Consider the following 21,812-nt stretch of genomic DNA (forward strand, 5'->3'; position numbering starts at 1 on the left):
GCGGGAGCCGGGCCGTTCGGTGCCTTGGGGCCGTTCAGCGCCCCGTCATGATCCGGCCGACGAGTTCCTTCACCGTCGGGATGAACCCGTTGGAATAGAAGGGGTCCTGGCCGAAGCGGAAGGCGTTGTGCCCGGCGAACATCAGGTTCCGGTCGGGGTCGCCGCCATGGCCGATCTCCTGCAGGGTCTTCTGGATGCAGAAGCTGCGCGGATCTGCCTTCTTGCCGTTGGAATGATCGTCCGTGTGCTGCGCCCAGTTGGAGAAGCGGCACTGGGAAAGGCAGCCCATGCAGGCGACTTGGTCAGCCAGGATCTGGCGGCTCGCCTCCGGCGTCTCGAAGACGAGGGTCTCGTCCGGGGTGCGCAGCGCCTCGGTATAGCCCTGAGCCTCCCAGCCCTTCACCCGGTCCAGATCGCCGGGCACGAGATAGACCGGGCGCTTGCGCGGCCCGACGCCGAACATGGCCGAATGCTCGCCCATCGGCTCGGCGGTATAGGCCACCTGCCGCGCGCTGCGGTCCTCCAGCTCACGCAGGAAGCTGTTGCGCACGGCGCTGCTGTAGAAGCCCGTGGGGGAGAAGTTCTGCAGCGACACGTCGCCCGGCTTCAGCGTGAGCAGCCTCTGCTTCCAGGCGTCCGGGATCGGGCTCTCGCGCGTCACCAGCGGGCGGGTGCCGAACTGGAAGGCGATAGGGCCGAGCTCGGGATTGTCGATCCAGTCCTCCCACTCCTCCAGCCACCAGACGCCGCCGGCCATGATGATGGGAACCTCGCCCAGGCCGAACTCGCGCATCTGCTCGCGCAGCTTCAGCACGCGGGCGTAGGGGGCCTCGGGCCGGCGCGGGTCCTCGGAGTTGGACAGGCCGTTATGGCCGCCCGCGAGCCAGGGATCCTCGTAGACCACGCCGCCCAGCCACTCGCTGGCCTTGGAATAGGCGCGCTTCCACAGCGCGTTGAAGGCGCGGGCGGAGGAGACGATGGGGTAGATGTGGACGCGGTATTCCCGCGCGATGTCGGCCAGGCGATAGGGCATGCCGGCGCCGCAGGTGATGCCGTGGATCAGGCCCTTGGCCCCCTCCAGCATGCCGCGCGCCACGCGCTCCGCCCCGCCCATCTCCCACAGGATGTTGGCGTGGATGCGGCCCTTGCCGTTCGAGCGCTCATGGGCCTCGCGCGCCTGGGCGATGCCGCCGGCGATGCCATAGGCGACGAGCTCCTCATGCCGCTCGCGCCGGGTCTTGCCGTGATACTCCTGGGGAATGATGCGCCCCTGGGCGTCGTAGCTATCCGCGTTCACGGCAGAGAAAGTGCCGACACCACCCTCAGCGGCCCAATGGCCGCAGGAGGCGCCGTTGGAAGCGGAGACGCCCTTTCCACCCTCAACGAGGGGGAGGACCTCGGCCCCGCCCATGCGGATGGTGTTGATCGCCTTCAAGGCCGAGTTCTTCCCTGAAATCTGGGGGTGGCCGAAGGACCACCACGATGGCCGCATATGGTCCGGGCCCGGGGAATAGAACAGTCCCCGGACCCGGCTCTTACGCTGTTTTGCAACGCCGCGGCGAGCCGCGGCGCCGGTTCACTCAGTCGTTGAAGCGCCGGGGACGGTCGCCGCCCCGCTCGCCGCCCCGGTCCCCGCCGCGGCGGGGACGGTCGCTGCGCTCGCGGCGCTCGCCCTCGCCTTCCTCCCCTTCCGGGCGCGGGCGCTTGGCGCCGACCTGGTCGGTGATGTCGGCGCCTGTGGCCTGATCCACCACGCGCATCGAGAGCTTCACCTTGCCGCGGTCGTCGAAGCCGATGACCTTGACCTTCACCTTGTCGCCCACGGAGACGACGTCGGAGGTCTTGGACACGCGGTCCTGGCCCAGCTCGGAGATGTGGACCAGGCCGTCCTTGGCGCCGAGAAAGTTCACGAAGGCGCCGAAATCGGCGACCTTCACGACGGTGCCGTTGTAGATCGCGCCAACCTCGGCCTCGGCGGTGATGCCGCGGATGCGGTCGATCGCGGCCTGGGTCGCCTCGGGGCTGCTCGACGCGATCTTGATCGTGCCGTCATCCTCGATGTCGATCTTCGTGCCGGTCTGCTCGACGATCTCGCGGATCACCTTGCCGCCGGTGCCGATCACTTCGCGGATCTTGTCCTTGGGGACCTGGATCACGGTGATGCGCGGCGCCGTGGCGGCCACCTCGTTGCGCGAGCCCGACAGGCCCTTCGCCATCTCGCCGAGGATGTGGACGCGGCCGTCCTTGGCCTGGGCCAGCGCGGTCTTCATGATATCGAAGGTGATGGACGTGATCTTGATGTCCATCTGCAGGGCGGTGATGCCCTGCTCCGTGCCGGCCACCTTGAAGTCCATGTCGCCGAGGTGGTCCTCGTCGCCCAGGATGTCGGAGAGGACGGCGAAGCCCTTCTCCTCCTTGATGAGGCCCATGGCGATGCCGGCCACGGGGCGCTTCAGCGGCACGCCCGCATCCATCAGCGACAGGGAGGTGCCGCAGACGGTCGCCATCGAGGAGGAGCCGTTGGACTCCGTGATCTCCGACACGACGCGGATCGTGTAGGGGAACTTCTCCTTCTCCGGCAGCAGCGGGTGCACGGCGCGCCAGGCGAGCTTGCCGTGCCCGACCTCGCGGCGGCCCGGGGAGCCCATGCGGCCCGTCTCACCCACGGAGTAGGGGGGGAAGTTGTAGTGCAGCATGAAGTCCTCGCGGTACTCGCCCGCGAGGGCGTCGATGATCTGCTCGTCCTGGCCGGTGCCGAGGGTGGCCACGCAAAGGGCCTGGGTCTCGCCACGGGTGAAGAGGGCGGAGCCGTGGCTGCGCGGCAAGATGCCGACCTCGGCCACGATCGGGCGCACGGTCTTGGTGTCGCGGCCGTCGATGCGGATGCCGGTGTCGAGGATGGTGTTGCGGACCACGTCCGCCTCCAGCTCCTTCATCATCCCCTTGGCGGCCGCCACGTCGAGGCCCTCGGCCTCGAGCTTCTCGGCGATGGCCTTCTTCACCGCGCCGACCTTGGCGTAGCGGGCCTGCTTCACCGTCTCCTTATAGGCCTCGGCCATGTCGGCGCGGCCCAGCTCGGAGATGCGGGCCTTCAGGGCGCGCTCGGCCTCCGAGACCTCGGTCAGGGCCCAGGGCTCCTTCGCGGCGCGCTCGGCCAGCTCGATGATGCCCTGGATGACCGGCTGGAACGCCTTGTGGCCGAACTCCACGGCGCCGAGCATGATCTCCTCGGACAGCTCCTTTGCCTCGGACTCGACCATCAGCACGCCTTCGGCGGTGCCGGCGACAACGAGCTCGAGCTCGCTCGTCTTGGTCTGCTCCAGCGTCGGGTTCAGGATGTACTCGCCGGCGGCATAGCCCACGCGGGCGGCGGCGATCGGGCCGAAGAAGGGGATGCCCGAAAGGGTCAGGGCGGCGGAGCAGCCGACCATGGCCACGATGTCCGGGCTGTTCTCCATGTCATGGGAGAGCACGGTCGCGACGACCTGCACCTCGTTCCGGAAGCCCTCGGGGAAGAGGGGACGGATCGGGCGGTCGATCAGGCGGGAGGTGAGGGTCTCGAACTCGGAGGGGCGACCCTCGCGCTTGAAGAAGCCGCCGGGGATCTTGCCCGCGGCGAAGGCCTTCTCCTGGTAGTTCACGGTCAGCGGGAAGAAGTCCTGGCCCGGCTTCACGGAGCGGGAACCGACCGCGGTGCAGAGGACGATGGTGTCGCCCAGGCGGGCCATGACGGCGCCATCGGCCTGGCGGGCAATCTTGCCGGTCTCGAGCGTGAGGGTCTTGCCCCCCCAGTCGATGTCCTTGCGGTAGTAGCTGTCGAACATGCGTGCGTCCTGTCGGCCCCGGCAGGCCGGATTGCCGGCGGGGCGGTGGTGCGACACACGGATGGGATGAAGGGTCTCTGCGCCACCCCGCCCCACTGTATCCGGGCGAGGCATGCCCGGCGTCTCGGGCGGCATGGGGTCCGCCCGCGAGCATCGCGAGGCGGGGTTCCATGTGGCCGGAAACGCCGCGGCGCGGCCGTTCCTGTCAGCCCACCGCATGCGCGGAGGGCGGGCGGAACCTCTCGGCTTCGCCCGGCGGGCGGCTATATGACCGTTTCGGGCCGCAAAGGCCAGGGAAAACGCAGTCGCCTCTGCTCCCGCCCGCCCCCGGTTGCAATCCCCTCCGCGCCTCACCACATCCGAGGAGCCAGTGCTGGCCCAGACCGTCCGCCGATCCGTTAGGACGCCGGGCCGCCAGTTGCCGGTTCCCCGCCTCCGCCATGGCCGCCGCGCCGTGCCAAGGGGCAACCTTCTACCGAAAGATACGCGATCGATGCCGACCGGAACCGTGAAGTGGTTCAATGCGACCAAGGGCTATGGCTTCATCCAGCCGGATGATGGCTCCAAGGACGTGTTCGTCCACATCTCGGATGTCACCCGTGCGGGCCTGCGTGGCCTGAACGAGGGCGACAAGCTCTCCTTCGATGTCCAGAAGGACCCGAAGGGCAAGATGTCCGCTTCCAACCTCCAGATGGGCTGATGCCCTACGGGCCGAGAAGGCGCGGCTCTCCGCCCTTGCTGGCCCGGTGAGGTTCTGAATGGGGCGGGCGCGGCTGGCCGGGCAGGCTGGCGGCGCCCGAATCCTATCCGGCTAACCGGCGACGCGCCGTTCCACATGACGGAGCACGGCGCGGAGCCGGGAGAAGACCAGCCAAAAGTTGCCGTAGCCCGGCGCCTCTTCCGATGAGGGTCCTGGGCCGCGCGGATCGCCGCGGCGGATCGTCGGCAACCGCGCCTCGAAGCGCCCTCGCATGTTCTCCAGGAAGGCGCCGATCGCTCCCAGATAGCCTTCCAGCATCTCCGCGGCGATCTCGGCTTCGATCCGGGCATGGCCGCCGAGGCTGAACCGCTTCAGATCCCGCGCGCTGTGCGCGAGGGCGAGATGGAGCCGGTGCAACTCTGCCAGATGGCGGGCGATGCGAAGGCGGGCTTCAGGCGCCTCCTCCTGGATCGTTTCTGCAGGACCTGCTGCAACGATACCCTGGGGCATTGGCGTTCCTCCGGCGCCGAGGCTGAGCCGCCTGGAGTTAAGGGGTGGCTAAGGCCTGGCGCCGTATCATCGGATTGCCATGGATCCGTCCCGGTTCCGTCCCCCTGCGGGAGGAGGCTGGAGAGATCAGGGACTTGCCCGGGAGCGCCAGAGCGCCGCCGGGCCTCAAGAAGAAAGAAATGACTAAGATAATGCAGACCATGACCACCCACCGGCCGGCCCTTCGCCAGCCGCTTCCCACCGCCCGGCCCATGCCGGCCGGCACTCTGACGGAGGCTGAAATCCGCCAGATCATCCAGGAGATGCTGGGCTAAGCAGCCCGGCCCACGACGGGCGCCCCAGCGGGCGCCCTTTTCGTTTCCGGATCCCGGCAGGCCCGAGATGAACCGCGTTCAGCGCACCGGGGCGCGCTCATAGCTCCCGATCAGGCACCCCTTCGCCAGAACTCCTTGGTCCAGTGCCTGCTGCACGGCCGCGCGGCCGGGCGTCCCCGCGAAGCCGTCTGGCCGGGCGGCCAGCGCGAAGATCTGGAACGCGTAGCGATGCGGCCCATGGCCGGGCGGCGGGTCCGGCGGCAACCAGCCCGCCCGGAAATACGAGTTCCGTCCCATTCCAAGCCCAGGCAGGCCGGGGCGCCCGGGGCCGGGAAGGTCGCCCGCCGCCAGAGAGGCATCCGCCAGCGGCAGGTGCGTGGCGATGGCATGGACCAGAGGCCGGGGCGTCGGGCTGTCCGCATCCTCGACCACCAGGATCAGCGCGCCGGTTCCGTCCGGCATTCCACGCCAGACCAGCGGCGGGGAGAGACCCGGGCCGTCCGCGGTGTGCAGCGCGGGAATCCGTCCACCGGCCGCGAAGGCGGGGCTCGTGACCTCGATCGTGGCGGGGACATTGGCCCTGGCGAAAAGAAGCGCGTTGATGCCGGGGCGCAGCCCCGACAGGGCGCGGCCCAGGCCTGCGGGAAGGATCTGCAGCATGGGGCCTCCATTGGGGCGGGTTGCGGCTCTCCTCAATGGGACGCGCCTGGTCGCGCCGGGTTGCGGCCGCCGGGCGGGTGCCCCATCCCTGAGGGATGATGGAGCTGCACCGCTTCGGCGATGAATCCCTGACCGCCACCGTCTCCGAGGCCGGCGCGGAGCTGCATTCCCTGCAGGATGCGGCCGGCAGCGAATGGCTATGGCAGGCCGGGCCGGAATGGCCGCGCCGCGCTCCCCTCCTGTTTCCGGTCGTCGGACGCCTGCCCGGCGATGTTCTGCGCCACCAGGGCCGGGCACACCGCATGACGCAGCACGGCTTCGCGCGGGACCGGCGCTTCGAATGGCTGCGCCGCGACAGGGCGGGCTGCACCCTGCGCCTCAGGGATGACGAGGCGACACGCGCGGCCTATCCCTTCCCCTTCACCCTCGACGTGACCTGGGCGGTGGCGGATGGCGTGCTGTCCTGCACCGTCCTGGTCTCCAACCCCGGCGCAGGCCTGCTGCCCTTCTCGCTGGGGGCCCATCCGGCCTTCGCATGGCCTCTGCCGGGCGCCTCGTCGGCGGAAGGGCACACCCTCTCCTTCCCCGGTTCGGGACTCGAAACCCTGGCGGCCCGCCGCCTGACCGGCGGCCTCCTGAATGCGGCGGAGACCATTCCGCTGAGGTGCGGAGCCCTTGCCCTGCTTCCCGCGCTGTTCGAGCGCGATGCCATCGTGCTGCCCGCCTTTTCCGGACGGCGCCTTCACTATGCGGCACCTGGCGGGGCCGCCCTGAAGATAGAGTGGGAGGGATATGGCGACCTCGGCCTCTGGTCGAAGCCTGGCGCGGCCTTCCTCTGCCTGGAGCCCTGGTGCGGAACTGCCGCGCCCCTCGGCTGGGACGGCGAGTTCATGCAGAAGCCCGACATCACCCATCTGGCGCCGGGCGCGTCGCGGCTGTTTCGCTGGGCCGTCCGGCCCCTTCCCTCACCCAGCTAAGGCCATTGCCGGACCAGCGCCTCTGCGCCACCGTTTCCCAGGGCCGGCACAGACCGGCGCTTGGGGAGAGGCTTCATGAAGCGGTTCCGTCGGCTGGGCGCGGCAGCGCCCCTGGCCTGTGCGCTGGCCCTGGCGGCCAGCCCCGCGCTTTCCGAGGTCACGCGCTTCGAGGTGCTGACGCGCGAGACCGCCGCCCTGGGCGGCCGTGAATTCGGCCCGCGCGGCCAGGCTGAGAAGATCACGGCGCGGGCGACGATCGCCCTCGACCCCGCCGATCCGCGCAACGCGGTCATCGCGGATATCGACCGCGCGCCCCGCAATGCCCAGGGGCGTGTGGAGGCAGTCACGGATGTGGTGATCCTCCGCCCCGCCCGGCCGAGCGGCACGCTGGTGCTGGAGGTGCCCAATCGCGGGCGGAAGCTGCTGCCGGGCTGGGCGGGGGGCGTGATCGGCACCGGCGGCAACCGCCTGGAGCAGCCGGGGGATATCGGGAACGGCTTCCTGCTGGAGCAGGGCTACACTCTCGTCTGGGCCGGCTGGCAGCTCGACACGCCGGAAGGCGCGAACCTGCTGCGGCTGGACGTCCCGGTGGTGCCGGGCATCACCGGCCCCTCGCGGGAGGAATTCACCTTCCCGGACGCGGCGACGCCGCAACGCGTCACCCTTTCCTACCCCGCCGCCGACCGGGGCTCCGCCCGGATAACGGTCCGCGACCGCGCGGATCTGGAACGCGCCACCCCCGCGGGGCTTGGGCTGCGTTTCGTCGAGGACGGCGTGGTGGAGATCGACCGGCCGGCCGGGGCCGCGCCGGGTGCGCTCTACGAGATCACCTATGTCGCGCGCGATCCGAGGCTCTCCGGAATGGGGCTGGCGGCCCTGCGTGATGTCGCTTCCTTCCTGCGGCGGGAGACCGGAGCTTCCAATCCCCTGGCCGCGGATGGGCGGAGCGGCATCACGCGGGCCATTGGGCTCGGTATTTCGCAATCCGGGCGCGCGCTGCGCGATTTACTCTATTTCGGGATGAATGAGGACGAGGCCGGGCGGATCGTCTTCGAGGGCATGATGCCGATCATCCCCGGGGCACGCCGCAGTTTCACCAATGCGCGTTTCGCCCAGCCCGGCCGCAATCCCGGGCCGCAATACGACCGCCTGTTCCCGGTTCTGCAATTTCCCTTCACCTACCCGGTGACCGAGGACCACCTGAGCGGGAAGCGGGATGGCATCCTGCTGCGCTGCCGGCTGAATAATACCTGCCCCCGGGTGATCCACATGGATTCGGAATTCGAATTCTGGGGATCACAGGCGAGCCTGCTGGTGACCGATTCCCGGGGGCAGCATATCGACATGCCGCCCGACGTCCGGCTGTACCTCCTGTCCGGCGCGCCACATGGCAATCCGGCGGATGCCGTGGCGCGGCCGAGCCCGGCCTGCGCCATGCCCCTGAATCCCATTCATGGCGGGCCCGCCATCCGCGCCCTGATGGTGGCCATGGAGAGCTGGCTGCGGGACGGCACGGAGCCACCCGCCAGCCGCTTCCCCATGCGCGCCCAGGGCACGCTGGTCCCGCCGGAACAGGTTTATCCCGCCATTCCCGGGCTGCCCTATCGCGGCCAGCACGCTCGCGCGGAGTGGGTCGAGCAGGCCGCCCCGCTGCCCCTGGCGCGAGGCCATTATCCGCTGTTCCTGCCCCGCGCCGGGCTGGACGGAAACACGATCGCCGGTATTCGCCTGCCGCTCCTGGAGGCGCCACGCGCGACCTATGTGGGCTGGAACGCCCAGACCGGCGCGGAAGGGCCGCAGGAGATCTGCACCCAGGTCGGGGGCGTGCTGCCCCTGACCGCCACCCGCGCCGAGCGGGAGGCCGCGCGTGACCCCCGGCCCTCGATCGAGGAACTCTACCCGACGGCCGAGGCCTATGAGGCCGCGGTGCGCGCGGCCACCGAGCGGCTGATGGCGGAGCGCCTGCTCCTGCCCGCCGATGCGGAGGCGGCACTCCGGGAGGCACGGGAAGGGAAGCTGGCGAGACTATCGCGCTAGGGGAGGCGTTCGGCGGCCATGCGCCGCCGAACGCCTCCACCAAGATGATGCGGGAGGCCAAGCCTCCCGCGGGTCTCAGACGCGGAAATCGTCCCGCTTGCGCCCCTGCGCTTCCATGGCGGTCAGCCACTTCGGCATGCGACCGCGGCCGCTCCAGGTTTCGCCATTCGGGCCGCGGAAGCGCACCGGCACGGAACCACCCGCGTCGCGGCGGGTGCGGCGGGTCGGAGCGGGAGCCGAGGGAACGCCGCCGGGCATAAGCTCCTCCAGCTGCAGGCCGAGCTGGGCCGCCTTGCTCCGGAATTCCTCGATCAGCGCGCTGCGCGCTTCTTCCTGTTTTTCCGAACGCTTTGCCTGCGCGGCTTCGATAAGCGCGGTCAGTTCCTGCGCCGTCATCGAATCGAGGTCGAATTTCCGCTTCGTGTTGGACTCGCTGGCGTCAGCCATGTCGTATTCCCTTCGGATCCGTCTTGCCGCCGCCGCATTCGCCCGAATACGCCGCTCCGGCAGGTTGCTGCGCGGATATCGTGGCATCCGATATATTGTCGAGGGGTGCTTCGGCACATCGGGCGGAAGCGGCACGTAACCATTCGGACGGACCACAAATACGCCGCCCGGGCAATGGGCGGTTTATCCCGGTCTTTGTCCGAGGCGGAATGCGGTCGCGGGTTCGGGCTGGAATGGCGGCAGGCGGCCAAGGCGGTTTTCGATCAGGGCGAAGATCACGGCCCCGCCGGGTGGACGCGGCAGCAGCCGCCCCGCCGGATCGGTCGCATAGCGGGTAACGGTCACGGCATCGGCCACATTGCCGCCCACCGCCTCGGCCATGCCGGGAGAAACGCGAACCACGATATCGCAATGCATGGGCCGGAATTCGCCGGCTTCCGGCAGGCGCTCCCGCCAGGAAGCCAGGGGGCGCGAAGATCGGTCGGCGCAGATCAGGTCGCCCGGCGCGGGAGCACGGGCGGCGGGATCATGCGGGATGAACGGCGCGCGGTCCGGGAATTCGGCGGCATCCCGCAGGATGGCATCGAGATAAAACGCATGGGCGGCGGACGCATGGAATTCCCGCTGATCCACCCCGGCCGTCCGCATGACATAGGACACGAAGGCCGCCGACCAGGCCGGATCGGACCACACGCCGCGCCCGGGCTGCCCGGCCAGCTGGGCGGACCAGAGGGCGCGGTTGCGAGCGACCGCCGCCTCGGCCTCCGCATCCGGCACCGCGCGCCAATAGGCAAGCACGCGGGGAAAGGCTTCGATGGAGCCCTCGGCGCCGGGCGGGAGGCGCGGCAGGCCAGGCCCGGCGATCAGCCCGCCCCACTCCCTCCATTCCGCCTCGGCGATGCGCAGGATCCGGTCCCGCACCGATGGCGGATAGGCGACCGGCGCCTCCCGCACCACCGGCGGCGCGGCGCAACCCGCCACGGCCAGGAGCATGGGGAGCGCCGCCGACAGAGCCGCCCGCCAGGCCCGGGCCACTGCCCGGGCGGGCTTCGTCAAGCGGCAACCCCGCCTGCGGTGAGCGCCACCTCGTCCGGCGAAAGAACCGCGAGGAGAAGGGCGGCGGTGCTCGGCGCGTCCGGCTCGCCCGTCTCTCCCGGCAGGACGTCCAGCCGGTCCTCCAGGGCACGAAGACGGCCGGACAGCAGCTGGAGGCAGGTATCCCGGACCGCCGCGGCCTGGGCCAGCGTTTCCGCGTCCGGGTCCAGCCGGCCGGTGCGGGCCACGAGCTCGACCGCCCGCACACCGCGCAGAACGGCGGCCAGGGCGCGGGTGGAGGGCGGCGTCTCGGCTGGCGTGCCGGCCAGCACCGGGCCGTTCGGATCCAGCGCCATCACGGCGCGCCGCAGCGCCTCCAGCAGCCAGGGCTCGGCGATTTGGGTCGCGGCGCGGGCCAGGGCGAGAAGGGCGGCGCCATGCTCCGTGAGGTCCTTGCCGATGGCGCCTCCGGCCGATGCGGCGGCGATGAGCTGCCCCAGAAGCTGGCGCAGGCGCCGCCCCTCGCGCGGGAGGCCGTTGGCGCGCCACAGGGCATCGAGCCCAAGGGCCAGGGGGGCGAGTTCGGAAGCCGGAAGAGGCGTTGTTTCCTCGTCCGGAAGGGCGGCGAGCTGGCGGTCCATCGCTTCCCGCAGGCGAGACAGGCGGTCGCGTGCCATAGGCGGGGTAAAGGCCGGCGCGTTCAGCAGCACGGCGGCCATCGCGGCGAAAGGCGCCCCGATGCCCGCCTGGCCCGGGTCTCGGCCGGCCAGCGCCTCGGGGTTGCGCAGCAGGCGCAGCGCCGCCTCCGGCGTACCGGGAGCGACGCCCCGGGCAAGGAGCCGGTCTTCGCGCAGCGTCGCCGAGCCGCTGCGCGGGACGTCGGGAAGGGTGTGCCGGAGCACGAGCCAGTGGGGGCTCCCGTTGCGCGAATAGAGGCGCGTGCTGAACACGGACTCCCCGGCGCGCGGGCGGATATGCAGGGCCAGCGCCTCCCCTTCCGGGCCAGCCTGCCAGAGATGGAGGGAATCGATGGCGCCCTGGGCGACCAGCTCCTCATCCGGGAAGGGCTCGGCGGGGCGGCGGGCCTGGGTGCCGGCGCGGCCGACCGAGACATGGGCGGGCGTGACCGCCCCTTCGGAGAGCGCGTCCACGCCCGTGGTCAGGCGCACGCCGGTCAGCCCCGCCTTCGGGCCGGCCCGAAGGACGACGCTGACGCGGAGCAGCGGATCGGCCGCGGAAACGCGGTACTCGTAGCGGAGCGTGGCGGCCAGGACGGTGAGGCCGGGAACCGGGGTCAGGTGCAGCGCGCTCTCATGCCACATCAGGACGCTGGCACCCTCGGGCTGCACGCCCTGGGCGGTGATCGCCTCCTCCACATCGAGGGTGCGGGCGCGGAGGGCAAGGCGGCCGATCAGGCCGGCCACGCCGCCCTGAAGGCGGAGGCGCGCCATGTTGCCGGTGTGCAGCACGTCGCTTTCCCGCCCCTCGCCGCGAAGGCGCTGGCGCAGGACACCGTGGGAGAGGTCGCCGGTGAACTCGTGCCACGGGGTGAGCACGCGCAGGTCACGCGGGTCGCCGCGCAGGATCTCGGCACGGGGCGCCGCGGGCGGGATGATACCGCGCGGCGGCGGACCGGCCTCCTCCGACATGGCGACCACGAAGGAAACCACCGAATCGGCCAGGGCGGGATCGGCCGCCCGCAGGGCGGGGATCGCCATCAGCTCGGCCGCGATCGCGTTGTCGAGGGTGCGGAGTGGCGTATTGGCGCCGGCATTGGCGCTGTGCGCCAGGCCGGATAGGGGCTGGCCGTCCATGCTCACCTGCCGGAGCATCCGGCGCAGGGAACCGAGGAGCCGGTCACGCTCCTGGACGTGCAGCAGGTCAGGCATGCGGCCGCGGCCTCGTCGGGATCTGGATCACTCGAGCCATGCTAGAGCGGATCGCCCCTGGCTGGAATGATGCCCAGGTGAAAATCCATCGGGTCCAAAGGGCGCCCGCCGGAAAACGCGGCCTTCCGGCGGCTCCCGGCCGGTCGGCCCCGTCGGTCCGCCCCATCGGTCAGTCCCGTCGGTCAGCCTCATCGTCAGTCGGTCAGGCGCACCCCGGTCGCGCGCGCGATCTCGCCCCAGCGGGCGCTCTCGGCGGCGATGAAGCGGGTGATGGAGGCAGGGTCGCGCGCCTCCATGGAGAAGCCCGCGGCCGCGACGCCGCGCCGGACCGTCTCGTCCCGCTGCGCCTCGGCCAGCGCGGCCGCGATACGCTCTACCACCGCATCGGGCGTGGCGCGCGGGGCGAAGAGGCCGTTCCAGACAGGCAGCGCAAAGCCGGTAATGCCGGCCTGCTCGAAGCTGGGAACCACCGGCAGCAGCGGGTCGCGGGCCGGGCCGGTGACGGCCAGCGGGATGACCTTGCCCTCCCGGATCAGGGGAAGGGCCGAGCCGATCGCGGCCACCATCGCGTCCAGCCGGCCCGCGGCGATCTCGACCAGCGCCTGGGGGGCGCCGCGATAGGGAACGTGCTGCGCCTTCAGCCCGGCCTGCTGCGAGAGCCCGGCCATGAAGAGATGGCTGGCCGAGCCGGCGCCGACGCTTCCGTAGTTGATGTCCTGCGTCTTCGCCTGGGTGATGAAGCCGGCCAGGTCGGTCGCCAGCCCGGGCCTGACGACCAGCACCTGCATGGAGACGCCGAGGAAGCCGACGGGGCGGAAATCCCGGTCGGGGTCGAAGGGAAGGCGGTCGGTCAGGTGCTTGTTGATGGAGATCGGGCCGTTGCCGGCCACGAAGAGGGTGCTGCCATCCGGCGCCGCGCGCGCCACCAGCTCGGCGGCCAGGATGCCGCCGCCGCCGACCCGGTTGTCCACCACCACGGGCTGGCCGAGCGTGGTGGAGAGCGAGGCGCCGTAGAGCCGAGCCAGCGTGTCCGGCGTGGTGCCCGCGGGGAACCCGACCACGACGCGGAGCGGGCCAGGCTGCGACTGGGCCTCGGCGCCGGCGGCAAGGGCCAGCCCCGCGGGCAGGGCGAGCAGCAGCCTACGGCTGATCCGGTGCAGTGGCGCCATGACGTCGTTCCCCCTTTTCGCGGTCCGAACCGCTTCGTTCCCGCGAGATAGAGCCGGCGCAGGCCGGGCGGCAAGCCGGCGCCGGAAAGGGGCGCCGGAAGGCGGGGTGCCCGGCGCCTACTTCACCTCTTCGCCCGGCATGGCGCCGAAGAACTCCGCCCGCTTCAGCCAGCCCCGATGCTCGCCGACCTGCACCTCGCACCAGGCCTGCCCGGCCTCGCAGAGGCGGATGCGGCCGAGGACGCCGGGCTTCAGCCGGGCGACGACATTGGCATTCTCCTCCGGACGGCGGCGCAGGACGCGCTCCTCACCGGTGACGACGAAGGTGCGGCGGCCGGTGAGGTTAGACTGGTGCACCCAGCCCTCGGTGCCCTCCATGTCCCGGATCCGGCGCCACAGCTCGAACTCGCGGATGATCTCCACAGGAAGCTCACGGCGCTGGTAGGTCCACTCGATCGGGTAACGCGTGCCGGGACCAGCCCGCATGTTCACCTCGTCGGCGCGAAGGGCGGCGAAGCGCGGCAGAGGGAGGTTAGTGACAGGGCCGATGCTGGGCTGCGGCTCCGGCGGCGGGGCAGGCGCGGGCTGCGGCGCGGCCGGGGCCGCGGCACCGGCGGCCGCGCCCGCGGCTGCCCCGGCCGCGGCTGCCGCAGCGGCCCTCCGGCGGTTGGGCTGGGATTGCTGGGGAGAGACGGTGCGCGGCGAGGCCGCGCCCGGCTGGGCCTGAGCGGGGCGCCGCGGCGGGGAGCCGGCCGCCGGCCGGGCGGGGGCCCGGGCCGGAGCCGGAGCGGCGGAGCGGTTGCCCTCCGCCCGGACAGCCGGACGCGGAGAGGCGGCCGGCCGAGCGGGCTGCGCCGGGGCAGGCGGCGATGCGGCAGAAGGGGCGGCCGAGGAGGGAGCGGCGGGTGCAGCCTGCCGCGGTACGGGAGGCGGCAGCGTGCCTGTCTGACCCCAAACCTGGACGGGGAGGGCGAGCAGCAACGGCAGGACGGGAAAAAAGCGTCTCATCAGGTCCGATCAGGCGCAAACACCGCACCGCCGGTCAAGCGGGGGAGAAGCGGTTCAGAGGGAGAGCAGCTGGCCATCCCGCACGGCGCCGAGGAAGGTGATGACTCCCGCCACCTCCACCGCTTCGGAGAGGTCGGGGGCGGCGAGGCCCTCGGCGCGCATCCCGGCCTCGCAGGCGATGAGACGAAGGCCGAGTTCGGTGGCCGCCTCCCAGAGCGCCGCGATGCCGGCGACACCCCGCTCCGCGAGAAGCGCCTCGCGCGGGTCGGCCAGAAGGGGCGTGTCGCGCCGGAACAGGGCGAGACCGGCATTGGTGGCGAAGAGGGTCACGGGCCGGCCAATGGCGGCGGCGCCCGTCGCCAGGACCAGGGAGTAATGCGCGGGCTCATGCCCCGCGCCGCGCAGGAGGATGCCGAGGGGGGTCATGGTCCCTCCCCGCCCCCGCAGAGTCGACAGGCGGGGTCGCGCTTCAGCCGGATCGTGCGGAAGCGGGTGTCTAACGCATCCCAGAGCAGGAGGCGGCCGGACAGGGATTCGCCGATCCCGAGAACCTCCTTCAGCACCTCGGTGGCCTGCAGCGTCCCCATCACCCCGGTGACGGCGCCGAGCACGCCGGCCTCACCGCAGGACGGGACGAGACCCGGCGGCGGCGGCTCGGGGTGGAGACAGCGGTGGCAGGGATGCGGGGCGCCGAGATGCGACTTGAAGGTGGAGAGCTGCCCCTCGAAGCGCAGCACGGCCGCCGAGACGAGCGGCCGGCCTAGCCGGTGGCAGCAATCCCCGAGGAGGAAGCGGGTGGGGAAGTTGTCCGTGCCGTCGCAGATGATGTCGTAGCGCGGAATCAGGTCGCGGGCGGTGGCCTCGTCCAGGCGGCACGCATGGGGCTCGATGGTGGTGAGCGGGTTCAGGGCGCGCAGCGTCGCGGACATGCTCTCCACCTTGGGCTGGCCGATGCGGTCGGTCCGGTGGGCCACCTGGCGCTGGAGGTTGGAGAGCTCCAGCGTGTCGTGGTCGATCAGACCGATGGTGCCGATTCCGGCGGCCGCGAGATACATGGCGAGCGGCGAGCCAAGCCCCCCTGCCCCCACCACGAGCACGCGCGCCTGGCGCAGGCGCGCCTGGCCGATGGCGCCGACCTCCCCGAGGAGGATGTGGCGGGAGTAGCGATGGAGCTCGTCCTCGGAGAAATCGAGGTCGAGGGGTGCGGGACCGTCCATGGGCGGGATGTCGGCGCTCCGGGCCTGCGGGGCAAGCGCCGTTCAGCGCGTGCCTGTGCTGCCGAAGCCGCCGGCCCCGCGCGTCGTCTCCGGCAGCTCGGCTACCTCCTCGAAGGCGGCCCGGGTGACGGGCGCCAGCACCGCCTGGGCGATGCGCATGCCGCGCTCCACCGTGAAGGGCTCCGTGCCGGCATTCAGGACGATGACCTGCACCTCGCCGCGATAGTCCTCGTCGATGGTGCCGGGGGAATTGGGCAGGACGATCCCGTGCTTGAGCGCGAGGCCCGAGCGCGGGCGGATCTGCCATTCATGGCCGGGCGGCAGGGCGACACGGAGGCCGGTGGGCACCAGCGCACGGCCATTCGGCGGAATGGTGAGCGGGGCCGTCACAGCCGCCAGCAGGTCCATGGCGGCGGCGCCTTCGGTGGCATAGGCCGGAAGCGGCAGGTCCGCCGCATGCGGCAGGCGCAGCACCTGGATGGTGGCGCTCACGCCAGGGCCTCCGCCACGCGGTCGGCCAGCCGGGCGGCGACTTCCGCCTTGGGCAGCCGGGGCCAGTCCTCCACCCCGGCGGCCGTGACGAGATGGACGGTGTTCTCGGCGCCGCCCATGGCATCGCCCGAAACATCGTTGGCCACGATCCAGTCGCAGCCCTTGCGGGCGAGCTTGGCCCGGGCGTGCTCGATGACGCGCTCGGTCTCGGCGGCGAAGCCGATCACGAGGCGCGGGCGCTGCGGGTGGCGGGAAAGGGTGGCGAGGATGTCGGGGTTCGGCACCAGCGCCATCGGCGGCGCGGCGTCATCGGCCGGCTTCTTCATCTTCTGGGTGGCGGGTGCGGCCGGGCGCCAGTCCGCGACCGCGGCGGCGAAGACGGCGGCGTCGGCCGGCAGGGCGGCCTCGCAGGCGGCGAGCATCTCACGCGCGGTCTCGACGCGGACCACCGTCACGCCCGCCGGGTCCGGCTGGGTGACGGGGCCGGAGACGAGGGTGACACGAGCCCCAAGCGCGGCCAGGGCGGCGGCGATCGCATGGCCCTGCTTCCCGGAGGAACGGTTTGCCAGGTAGCGCACGGGGTCCAGCGGCTCATGGGTCGGGCCGGAGGTGACGAGCATATGGCGGCCGGTCAGCGGTAGCGTGCCGGGCTCCGTGTTGCGGATCGCATGCGGCGCGGGCCCCTGCGTCGCGGCATGGGATGCCGAGAAGGTCGAGGGTGCCGTCTCGGTCGGGTCGGCGAGGTGATCCACCGGGTGGGGATTGCCGTCGGTGAAGCTGGAGGGGCTGTCGCGGCGGCCGGCCGGCGGCGGCCGGCCCTCCTGCGCGGCGATCGCGGCGTCCAGCGCATCCTCCAGCGCCGCGTCGGGGGCACCGTGGTCGGTATCGGAGAGGAGGGCCTGAATGGCCGCGAAAAGCGTGGCGGGTTCGGAGAGGCGGCCCGTGCCGCTCTCCGCCTCGGCCATCGGGCCGTCCTCCGGGCCGATGAAGGTCACGCCCCGGGCCATGAGGGTGGCGATATTCGCGCCCGTGGCCGGATGGGCCCACATGCTCGGATTCATCGCCGGGGCGACGAGGACGGGACCACCCCAGGCCAGGAGGGCGGCGCCGGCGAGGTCATCCGCGAAGCCGGCCGCCATCCGGGCGATCCTGTCTGCCGAGGCCGGCGCGACCACCACGAGGTCGGTCTCCCGCGCCAGGCGGATATGGCCGCGGGCGGCCTCCTCCTCCAGCGACCAGAGATCCTGCGCGAGGGGGCGGCCGGTGATGGACTGCAGCGCATGGGGGGTGACGAAGCGGGCCCCGCCCGCGGTCAGCAGGCCCGTGACGGCCGCGCCGGCCTTGCCGAGGAGACGGGCCAGCTCAAGCGCCTTGTAGGCCGCCACCGAGCCGGAGACGATGAGGAGGATGCGCTTGCCGGAGAGGGTCACGGGCATGGTCACGGGCAGGCTCACAGCCGCCAGCCCGAATGAATGGCCACGATGCCGCCGGAGAGGTTGCGCCAGGTGACGTTCTCGAGCCCGGCGGCGCGGAACATGCCGGCGAGTTCCTCCTGGTCCGGCATCATCCGGATGCTTTCGGCGAGGTAGCGGTAGGATTCGGAATCCTGGGCGACGCGGGCGCCGATGGCGGGCAGCGCCTTGAAGCTCCAGGCGTCGTAAAGCGGGTTCAGCGCCGCGACCTGCAGGCGGGAGAATTCGAGGACCAGGAAGCGCCCGCCCGGCCGCAGCACGCGGCGGGCCTCGCGCAGCACGGCGTCCTTGTCGGTGCAGTTGCGCAGGCCGAAGGCCATGGAGACACGCTCCACCGAGCGGTCCGGGAAGGGCAGCTTTTCCGCATCGCAGCAGACGAAGTCGAGGCCGCTGGCGAGGCCGCGGGAAAGTGCCCTGCCCTGCCCCACATTCAGCATGGAATGGTTGATATCGGCCAGGATCACCCGGCCGGCGCCGCGTTCCTTCGAGAGGAAGGCGATGTCCCCGGTTCCGGCGGCGAGGTCCAGCAGCGTGTCGCGCGAGCCGGCGCCGATGGCGTTGACGAAGATGCGCTTCCAGACCCGATGCAGGCCGAGCGACATCAGGTCGTTCATCACGTCGTATTTCGGCGCCACGCTATCGAAGACCTGTCGCACCATCCCGGCCTTCTCGGCGCGGGGGACGGGGGTGAAGCCGAAGTCGATCGTGTCGTTCTGGGACATGGGGGCCAGGATAGGCCCGGGGGCGCGTGCCGTCACGGGCACCTCAATCGCCGAGCGCCACCCCGTCCCGGCGCGGGTCGGCCGCGCCCTCCCAGCCGCCGGGGATGCGGCGGATGAGCTGGAGGCCGGTGTTCATCTCACGCAGCACCGGGTTGTGGCCCATGGCGCGGAGCGGCTCGGCTAGGGCGGCAGCGGCACTTCCCTCCTCCAGCTCCTCCGCGCCGGACTGGGTGCCGATGCGGGGCCGGGCCGTGGCGCGAAGAGCATCGGAACCCCAGGCCAGGACCTCCACCACCGCGACCGCGACCGAGTCGATGATGCGCAGCCCGCCCCCCGCGCCGATGAGCAGCTCGGGGCTTCCATCCGGGCCCAGGACGATGGTCGGGGCCATGCTGGTGGCCGGGCGCTTGCCGCCCTCCATGCGGTTGAAGGCCGGAGCGCCGGGCGGGCCGGGATCGGCGGAGAAGTTGGTCAGGCCGTTGTTCAGCGCGATGCCCGCGGCCATGCGCTCCGCACCGAAATTCAGGTTGTTGGTGGTGGTGAGGGAGAGGCCGCTGCCGGACGGATCCACGATGACGACCTGGGAGGTTCCGGCCAACGCCAGAGGATCGGAGGCGGTGGGCAGGGCGCCGCTGCGCTGGAGGGGATTGCCGGGCGCCACCTCCTTCATGGCCCGGCCAGGGCGCAGCGCGGCAGCGCGCCGGTCGAGATAGGTCGGGGCCACCAGCTCCCTCGTGGGAACGGGAACGTAATCCGGGTCGCCGAGCCAGCGGCGGCGATCCGCCGTCGCCAGCCGGCTTGCCTCCAGGATCAGATGCGCGGCCTCGGCCGAATCCGGGGCGAGGCGGGCGATCCCGAGGCGCTCCATCAGGCCAAGCTGCTGCTGCACGGCCACCCCGCCCGAGGATGGCGGCGCTGCCGAGCAGATGCGGCGCTGAAAGGCGGTGCTGCAGACGGGGTCGCGCCGTTTGGCCTCGTAGGTCGCCAGATCCTCGGCGGTCATCCATCCCGGAACCGGCTCGCGCGCCACCGCGTCCAGCACGGCGCGGGCGAGGGGACCGCGATGGAGGGCCTCCGCGCCGCCCTGCGCCAGAAGGCGCAGGGCCTGCGCCTGGGCAGGGTTGCGGACGAGGCTGCCGACCGGGAGAGGCTCGCCACTCCTAGCGAAGAAGAGGGCGCGGATATCGGGGTCCCGGGCGAGTTGAAGAGGGCGCGCGGCCAGGATGCGGTGCAGGGTCGGCGGCAGAGGAAAGCCCTGCTCCGCCGCTTGGATGGCAGGGGCGAAGAGGTCGCGCCAGGGCAGCCGCCCGTGATCGGCATGCACGAGAGCCAGCAGGCGCAGCGTACCGGGCACGCCGACGGCGCGGCCGGAGCGGGTGATGATGGCCGGGCCGACGCGGGTGCCGCCCGGGTTCTCTGTCAGCCGGGAGGTCGCGGCCGCCGGAGCGGCGGCCAGCCCCTCATAGCCCTGGAGCTGCCGGGTGGCGCCGTCCCAGTGAAGGAGCAGGGCCCCGCCGAGGAGGCCGGAGGCGTTGGGCTCCACCACCGAGAGCATGGCCTGAACGGCCACGGCGGCATCGGCGGCGCTGCCGCCCGCACGGAGCACATCCAGGCCCGCCTGGCTCGCGAGCGGATGGGCCGTGGCGACCATCTGCCGCGTGGCACGGGTGGGAGCATCCGCCGCGAGCGCGCCATCACCTGCCGCACCGGCCATGGCGAGGGCCAGGAGGAGGGCGAGGAGGAGGCGCGGAAGCGAAGCCATGGCGCCGCAGCGAAGCACCCCACCTGCGCGGCGTCGATGCCGCAGGGGAGAAGCCCCTCCCCCCGCGGCCCGCCTCAGGTCGTGGTGACGGACTGAACGTTGCCGAAGGCGTCGTAATTGACGGTGTAGGAGTTCCAGGCGAACTGATCGGCGAGGTCGTAATCCGTTGCCGTCATCCGCCCATCGGCCCAGTGCGAGACAAGATAGTCGATCTGCCCGCTCGATCCGTCGTAATCGACCTCCTGGCGGTTGCCCGCCCCGTCACGGATCGTCACGTATTCCAGCACGCCCTGCGGATTGAAGAGCATGGAGCGGGACTCGCCCGGCACAGAGAGCGGGGCCGGCCTGTAGTCCTGCTCGAAGACGTATTTCCGGCCGTCGTCATAGAGGATGGTGACGTTCGGGATGGACTCGGTCGGGCGGTTCGGGAGGCCCGTGAGCTTGTAGGAGAGGCTGAAGGACGCCCAGTCCTGGGTGTTCGCCACGTCGTAATCCGTGCTCACCTGCCGGCCATCGAGGTTGGACTGAATGACATAGTCCGCCGCGCCGGAGGCGAGGTCATAGGAGGTCGCGACATACTGGCCCGATGAGTTGGTTTCCAGCCTGTAGGCAAGCCGGCCGGTCGTGCCTTCATAATCCAGGACGGTCGTCCGCCCGTCCTTGAAGGATGTCACGGAGAAATCGGCGAAGCCTGTCCCGGCGTTGTAGTCCACCGCCTCCTGCCGGTCGGAATAGGCGCGGATCACATAGTCCAGATGGCCGGTGGCGACGTCGTAGTCGAGATTCTGGCTTAGGACGGCGCCCACAACGGGGTAGGCAAGGGCTTCGTAAACGTAGTCGACGCGGCCCTGAGCATCGAAGGTCGTCCAGCGTCCCGCCGCCGGGTAGAGCGGGCCCGATACCCCGTTTTGAAGGTGGCGTCGTAGACGATGCTCGTCCCGTCATCCATCAGCATCTCGCTGCGCGACGGGAGAGGATCGGAGTCCCGCCGCTCCACATACTGGATCGTGAAACGGGACCAGGGCTGGGTGTTGTCCAGGTCGAAATCCGTGGCCACCTGCACCCAGTTCCCATGGCCGTAGGTCGAGAGCGCCTTTGTGTACTGGTACTCCACCTGCCTGGCCTCGTTGAGCACATAGGTGGTGCCGGTGCCGCTCAGGTCGAGCACGTCGTGTTCGACCAGCCGGCCCGACGGATCGTAGTGGCTGACGCGGTGCCCCAGGATCTCGCTGCCGGGGCCGTTGGAGAAGATGGTTTCCGACACATCCGTCCGGCCGCTGTCGAAACGGGTCGTTACGCTGATTTGCGGACCGAGAGGATTGGACGGGTCACCGGTGAGGGTCCAAACCGACACGATGAGCGACCAGAACGGGTATTGCTCCTGATCATAATCGGTCCTGATGAGGGTGCCGTTCCGCACCTCCAGAACATAGTCGAGCAGGTCATAATACTCGCCGGGGGTGTAATACTCCTCCCGGTCGCCATCCAGAGTCAGGTCGAGATAACCATCACCCGCGGAACCGCTCACAGTACCCTCCTCTCCGCCCCGGCCAGGCCGGTCTGTTTTTCAGAACGCG

The 21,812-nt window shown here is 71.1% G+C and carries 22 protein-coding genes; 5 read left to right on the forward strand and 17 right to left on the reverse strand.

All coding sequences use genetic code 11. From position 1 onward, the window contains the following. Positions 1-34: 34 nt before the first annotated feature. Complete coding sequence (locus tag BUB97_RS02620) at positions 35-1,435, reverse strand: NAD(P)H-dependent flavin oxidoreductase (RefSeq protein ID WP_073131201.1); 1,401 nt, start codon at positions 1,433-1,435, stop codon at positions 35-37. A 145-nt stretch (positions 1,436-1,580) separates the two neighbouring features. Beyond that, the gene (gene pnp, locus BUB97_RS02625) at positions 1,581-3,824 is read right to left on the reverse strand and encodes a polyribonucleotide nucleotidyltransferase (protein ID WP_073131203.1); all 2,244 of its coding nucleotides are present in this window, start codon (positions 3,822-3,824) and stop codon (positions 1,581-1,583) included. A 493-nt stretch (positions 3,825-4,317) separates the two neighbouring features. Between pnp and BUB97_RS02630 the strand changes: the two genes are divergently transcribed. Beyond that, a complete protein-coding gene (locus BUB97_RS02630; protein ID WP_073131205.1) occupies positions 4,318-4,524 on the forward strand; it encodes a cold-shock protein in 207 nt (68 codons plus the stop codon). Between the two features lie 111 nt (positions 4,525-4,635). Here BUB97_RS02630 and BUB97_RS02635 read toward each other — a convergent pair whose 3' ends face one another. Next, positions 4,636-5,034 carry a hypothetical protein gene (locus BUB97_RS02635; RefSeq protein WP_073131207.1) on the reverse strand — a complete coding sequence of 133 codons (399 nt, stop codon included), beginning with the start codon at positions 5,032-5,034 and terminating at the stop codon, positions 4,636-4,638. A gap of 191 nt (positions 5,035-5,225) precedes the next feature. Between BUB97_RS02635 and BUB97_RS27170 the strand changes: the two genes are divergently transcribed. Beyond that, entirely contained in the window at positions 5,226-5,348 is a 123-nt protein-coding gene (locus BUB97_RS27170; RefSeq protein ID WP_277614017.1) for a hypothetical protein, read from the forward strand. 78 nt (positions 5,349-5,426) lie between these two features. Here the strand turns inward: BUB97_RS27170 and BUB97_RS02640 are convergent, their stop codons facing one another. Next, entirely contained in the window at positions 5,427-6,008 is a 582-nt protein-coding gene (locus BUB97_RS02640) for a YbhB/YbcL family Raf kinase inhibitor-like protein (RefSeq protein ID WP_073131209.1), read from the reverse strand. Positions 6,009-6,103: 95 nt separating this feature from the next. Between BUB97_RS02640 and BUB97_RS02645 the strand changes: the two genes are divergently transcribed. After that, the gene (locus tag BUB97_RS02645; protein ID WP_073131211.1) at positions 6,104-6,985 is read left to right on the forward strand and encodes an aldose 1-epimerase family protein; all 882 of its coding nucleotides are present in this window, start codon (positions 6,104-6,106) and stop codon (positions 6,983-6,985) included. A gap of 75 nt (positions 6,986-7,060) precedes the next feature. Beyond that, a complete protein-coding gene (locus BUB97_RS02650; RefSeq protein WP_086061840.1) occupies positions 7,061-9,022 on the forward strand; it encodes an alpha/beta hydrolase domain-containing protein in 1,962 nt (653 codons plus the stop codon). A gap of 75 nt (positions 9,023-9,097) precedes the next feature. Here the strand turns inward: BUB97_RS02650 and BUB97_RS02655 are convergent, their stop codons facing one another. The 5 genes from BUB97_RS02655 to BUB97_RS25415 form a co-directional block, all read right to left on the reverse strand. After that, positions 9,098-9,469 (reverse strand): H-NS histone family protein, encoded by a 372-nt coding sequence (locus BUB97_RS02655; RefSeq protein ID WP_217659553.1) that lies wholly within the window; start codon positions 9,467-9,469, stop codon positions 9,098-9,100. A 183-nt stretch (positions 9,470-9,652) separates the two neighbouring features. Further along, a complete protein-coding gene (locus BUB97_RS02660; RefSeq protein WP_245818160.1) occupies positions 9,653-10,525 on the reverse strand; it encodes a DUF2272 domain-containing protein in 873 nt (290 codons plus the stop codon). Further along, a complete protein-coding gene (locus BUB97_RS02665) occupies positions 10,522-12,393 on the reverse strand; it encodes a hypothetical protein (RefSeq protein WP_073131213.1) in 1,872 nt (623 codons plus the stop codon). The genes BUB97_RS02660 and BUB97_RS02665 overlap by 4 nt, the downstream gene beginning before the upstream one ends. Before the next feature lie 194 nt (positions 12,394-12,587). Beyond that, a complete protein-coding gene (locus tag BUB97_RS02670) occupies positions 12,588-13,562 on the reverse strand; it encodes a Bug family tripartite tricarboxylate transporter substrate binding protein (RefSeq protein WP_073131215.1) in 975 nt (324 codons plus the stop codon). A gap of 117 nt (positions 13,563-13,679) precedes the next feature. Continuing rightward, positions 13,680-14,054 carry an SH3 domain-containing protein gene (locus BUB97_RS25415; protein ID WP_277614019.1) on the reverse strand — a complete coding sequence of 125 codons (375 nt, stop codon included), beginning with the start codon at positions 14,052-14,054 and terminating at the stop codon, positions 13,680-13,682. Positions 14,055-14,097: 43 nt separating this feature from the next. Here BUB97_RS25415 and BUB97_RS26095 point away from each other — a divergent pair, with 43 nt between their 5' ends. Continuing rightward, positions 14,098-14,289 carry a hypothetical protein gene (locus tag BUB97_RS26095; RefSeq protein WP_175562540.1) on the forward strand — a complete coding sequence of 64 codons (192 nt, stop codon included), beginning with the start codon at positions 14,098-14,100 and terminating at the stop codon, positions 14,287-14,289. Between the two features lie 335 nt (positions 14,290-14,624). On the opposite strand, the gene BUB97_RS02680 is transcribed toward BUB97_RS26095, so the two are convergent. The 8 genes from BUB97_RS02680 to BUB97_RS02715 all read right to left on the reverse strand — a co-directional run bounded on the left by BUB97_RS02680 (position 14,625) and on the right by BUB97_RS02715 (position 21,763). After that, positions 14,625-14,996 carry a DsrE family protein gene (locus BUB97_RS02680; RefSeq protein WP_073131217.1) on the reverse strand — a complete coding sequence of 124 codons (372 nt, stop codon included), beginning with the start codon at positions 14,994-14,996 and terminating at the stop codon, positions 14,625-14,627. Further along, a complete protein-coding gene (locus tag BUB97_RS02685; protein ID WP_073131219.1) occupies positions 14,993-15,787 on the reverse strand; it encodes a HesA/MoeB/ThiF family protein in 795 nt (264 codons plus the stop codon). The genes BUB97_RS02680 and BUB97_RS02685 overlap by 4 nt, the downstream gene beginning before the upstream one ends. Positions 15,788-15,829: 42 nt before the next feature. Next, positions 15,830-16,279, reverse strand: coding sequence for a dUTP diphosphatase (gene dut / locus BUB97_RS02690; RefSeq protein WP_073131221.1), 450 nt, complete (start codon positions 16,277-16,279; stop codon positions 15,830-15,832). Continuing rightward, positions 16,276-17,715 (reverse strand): bifunctional phosphopantothenoylcysteine decarboxylase/phosphopantothenate synthase, encoded by a 1,440-nt coding sequence (locus tag BUB97_RS02695; RefSeq protein ID WP_073131582.1) that lies wholly within the window; start codon positions 17,713-17,715, stop codon positions 16,276-16,278. Before BUB97_RS02695 ends, dut begins: the two co-directional genes overlap by 4 nt. 14 nt (positions 17,716-17,729) lie before the next feature. Next, entirely contained in the window at positions 17,730-18,473 is a 744-nt protein-coding gene (locus tag BUB97_RS02700) for a class I SAM-dependent methyltransferase (RefSeq protein ID WP_073131584.1), read from the reverse strand. Between the two features lie 43 nt (positions 18,474-18,516). Next, positions 18,517-20,235, reverse strand: coding sequence for a gamma-glutamyltransferase family protein (locus tag BUB97_RS02705; protein ID WP_073131223.1), 1,719 nt, complete (start codon positions 20,233-20,235; stop codon positions 18,517-18,519). A 74-nt stretch (positions 20,236-20,309) separates the two neighbouring features. Beyond that, positions 20,310-21,041: a hypothetical protein gene (locus BUB97_RS02710; protein WP_073131225.1), complete on the reverse strand. Its 732-nt coding sequence runs from the start codon at positions 21,039-21,041 to the stop codon at positions 20,310-20,312. Further along, the gene (locus BUB97_RS02715; protein ID WP_073131227.1) at positions 21,026-21,763 is read right to left on the reverse strand and encodes a hypothetical protein; all 738 of its coding nucleotides are present in this window, start codon (positions 21,761-21,763) and stop codon (positions 21,026-21,028) included. Before BUB97_RS02715 ends, BUB97_RS02710 begins: the two co-directional genes overlap by 16 nt. Positions 21,764-21,812: the final 49 nt, after the last annotated feature.

This window comes from Muricoccus roseus (assembly GCF_900141905.1).
In the GTDB taxonomy this organism is placed as follows: domain Bacteria; phylum Pseudomonadota; class Alphaproteobacteria; order Acetobacterales; family Acetobacteraceae; genus Roseomonas; species Roseomonas rosea.

What these genes read in the sequence shown, in the direction of transcription:
- pnp (WP_073131203.1), bottom strand. Translation starts at nt 3,824, where the DNA reads ATGTTCGACAGCTACTACCGCAAGGACATCGACTGGGGGGGCAAGACC.
- BUB97_RS02630 (WP_073131205.1), top strand. Translation starts at nt 4,318, where the DNA reads ATGCCGACCGGAACCGTGAAGTGGTTCAATGCGACCAAGGGCTATGGC.
- BUB97_RS02635 (WP_073131207.1), bottom strand. Translation starts at nt 5,034, where the DNA reads ATGCCCCAGGGTATCGTTGCAGCAGGTCCTGCAGAAACGATCCAGGAG.
- BUB97_RS27170 (WP_277614017.1), top strand. Translation starts at nt 5,226, where the DNA reads ATGCAGACCATGACCACCCACCGGCCGGCCCTTCGCCAGCCGCTTCCC.
- BUB97_RS02640 (WP_073131209.1), bottom strand. Translation starts at nt 6,008, where the DNA reads ATGCTGCAGATCCTTCCCGCAGGCCTGGGCCGCGCCCTGTCGGGGCTG.
- BUB97_RS02645 (WP_073131211.1), top strand. Translation starts at nt 6,104, where the DNA reads ATGATGGAGCTGCACCGCTTCGGCGATGAATCCCTGACCGCCACCGTC.
- BUB97_RS02650 (WP_086061840.1), top strand. Translation starts at nt 7,061, where the DNA reads ATGAAGCGGTTCCGTCGGCTGGGCGCGGCAGCGCCCCTGGCCTGTGCG.
- BUB97_RS02655 (WP_217659553.1), bottom strand. Translation starts at nt 9,469, where the DNA reads ATGGCTGACGCCAGCGAGTCCAACACGAAGCGGAAATTCGACCTCGAT.
- BUB97_RS02665 (WP_073131213.1), bottom strand. Translation starts at nt 12,393, where the DNA reads ATGCCTGACCTGCTGCACGTCCAGGAGCGTGACCGGCTCCTCGGTTCC.
- BUB97_RS02670 (WP_073131215.1), bottom strand. Translation starts at nt 13,562, where the DNA reads ATGGCGCCACTGCACCGGATCAGCCGTAGGCTGCTGCTCGCCCTGCCC.
- BUB97_RS02680 (WP_073131217.1), bottom strand. Translation starts at nt 14,996, where the DNA reads ATGACCCCCCTCGGCATCCTCCTGCGCGGCGCGGGGCATGAGCCCGCG.
- BUB97_RS02685 (WP_073131219.1), bottom strand. Translation starts at nt 15,787, where the DNA reads ATGGACGGTCCCGCACCCCTCGACCTCGATTTCTCCGAGGACGAGCTC.
- BUB97_RS02695 (WP_073131582.1), bottom strand. Translation starts at nt 17,715, where the DNA reads ATGCCCGTGACCCTCTCCGGCAAGCGCATCCTCCTCATCGTCTCCGGC.
- BUB97_RS02700 (WP_073131584.1), bottom strand. Translation starts at nt 18,473, where the DNA reads ATGTCCCAGAACGACACGATCGACTTCGGCTTCACCCCCGTCCCCCGC.
- BUB97_RS02705 (WP_073131223.1), bottom strand. Translation starts at nt 20,235, where the DNA reads ATGGCTTCGCTTCCGCGCCTCCTCCTCGCCCTCCTCCTGGCCCTCGCC.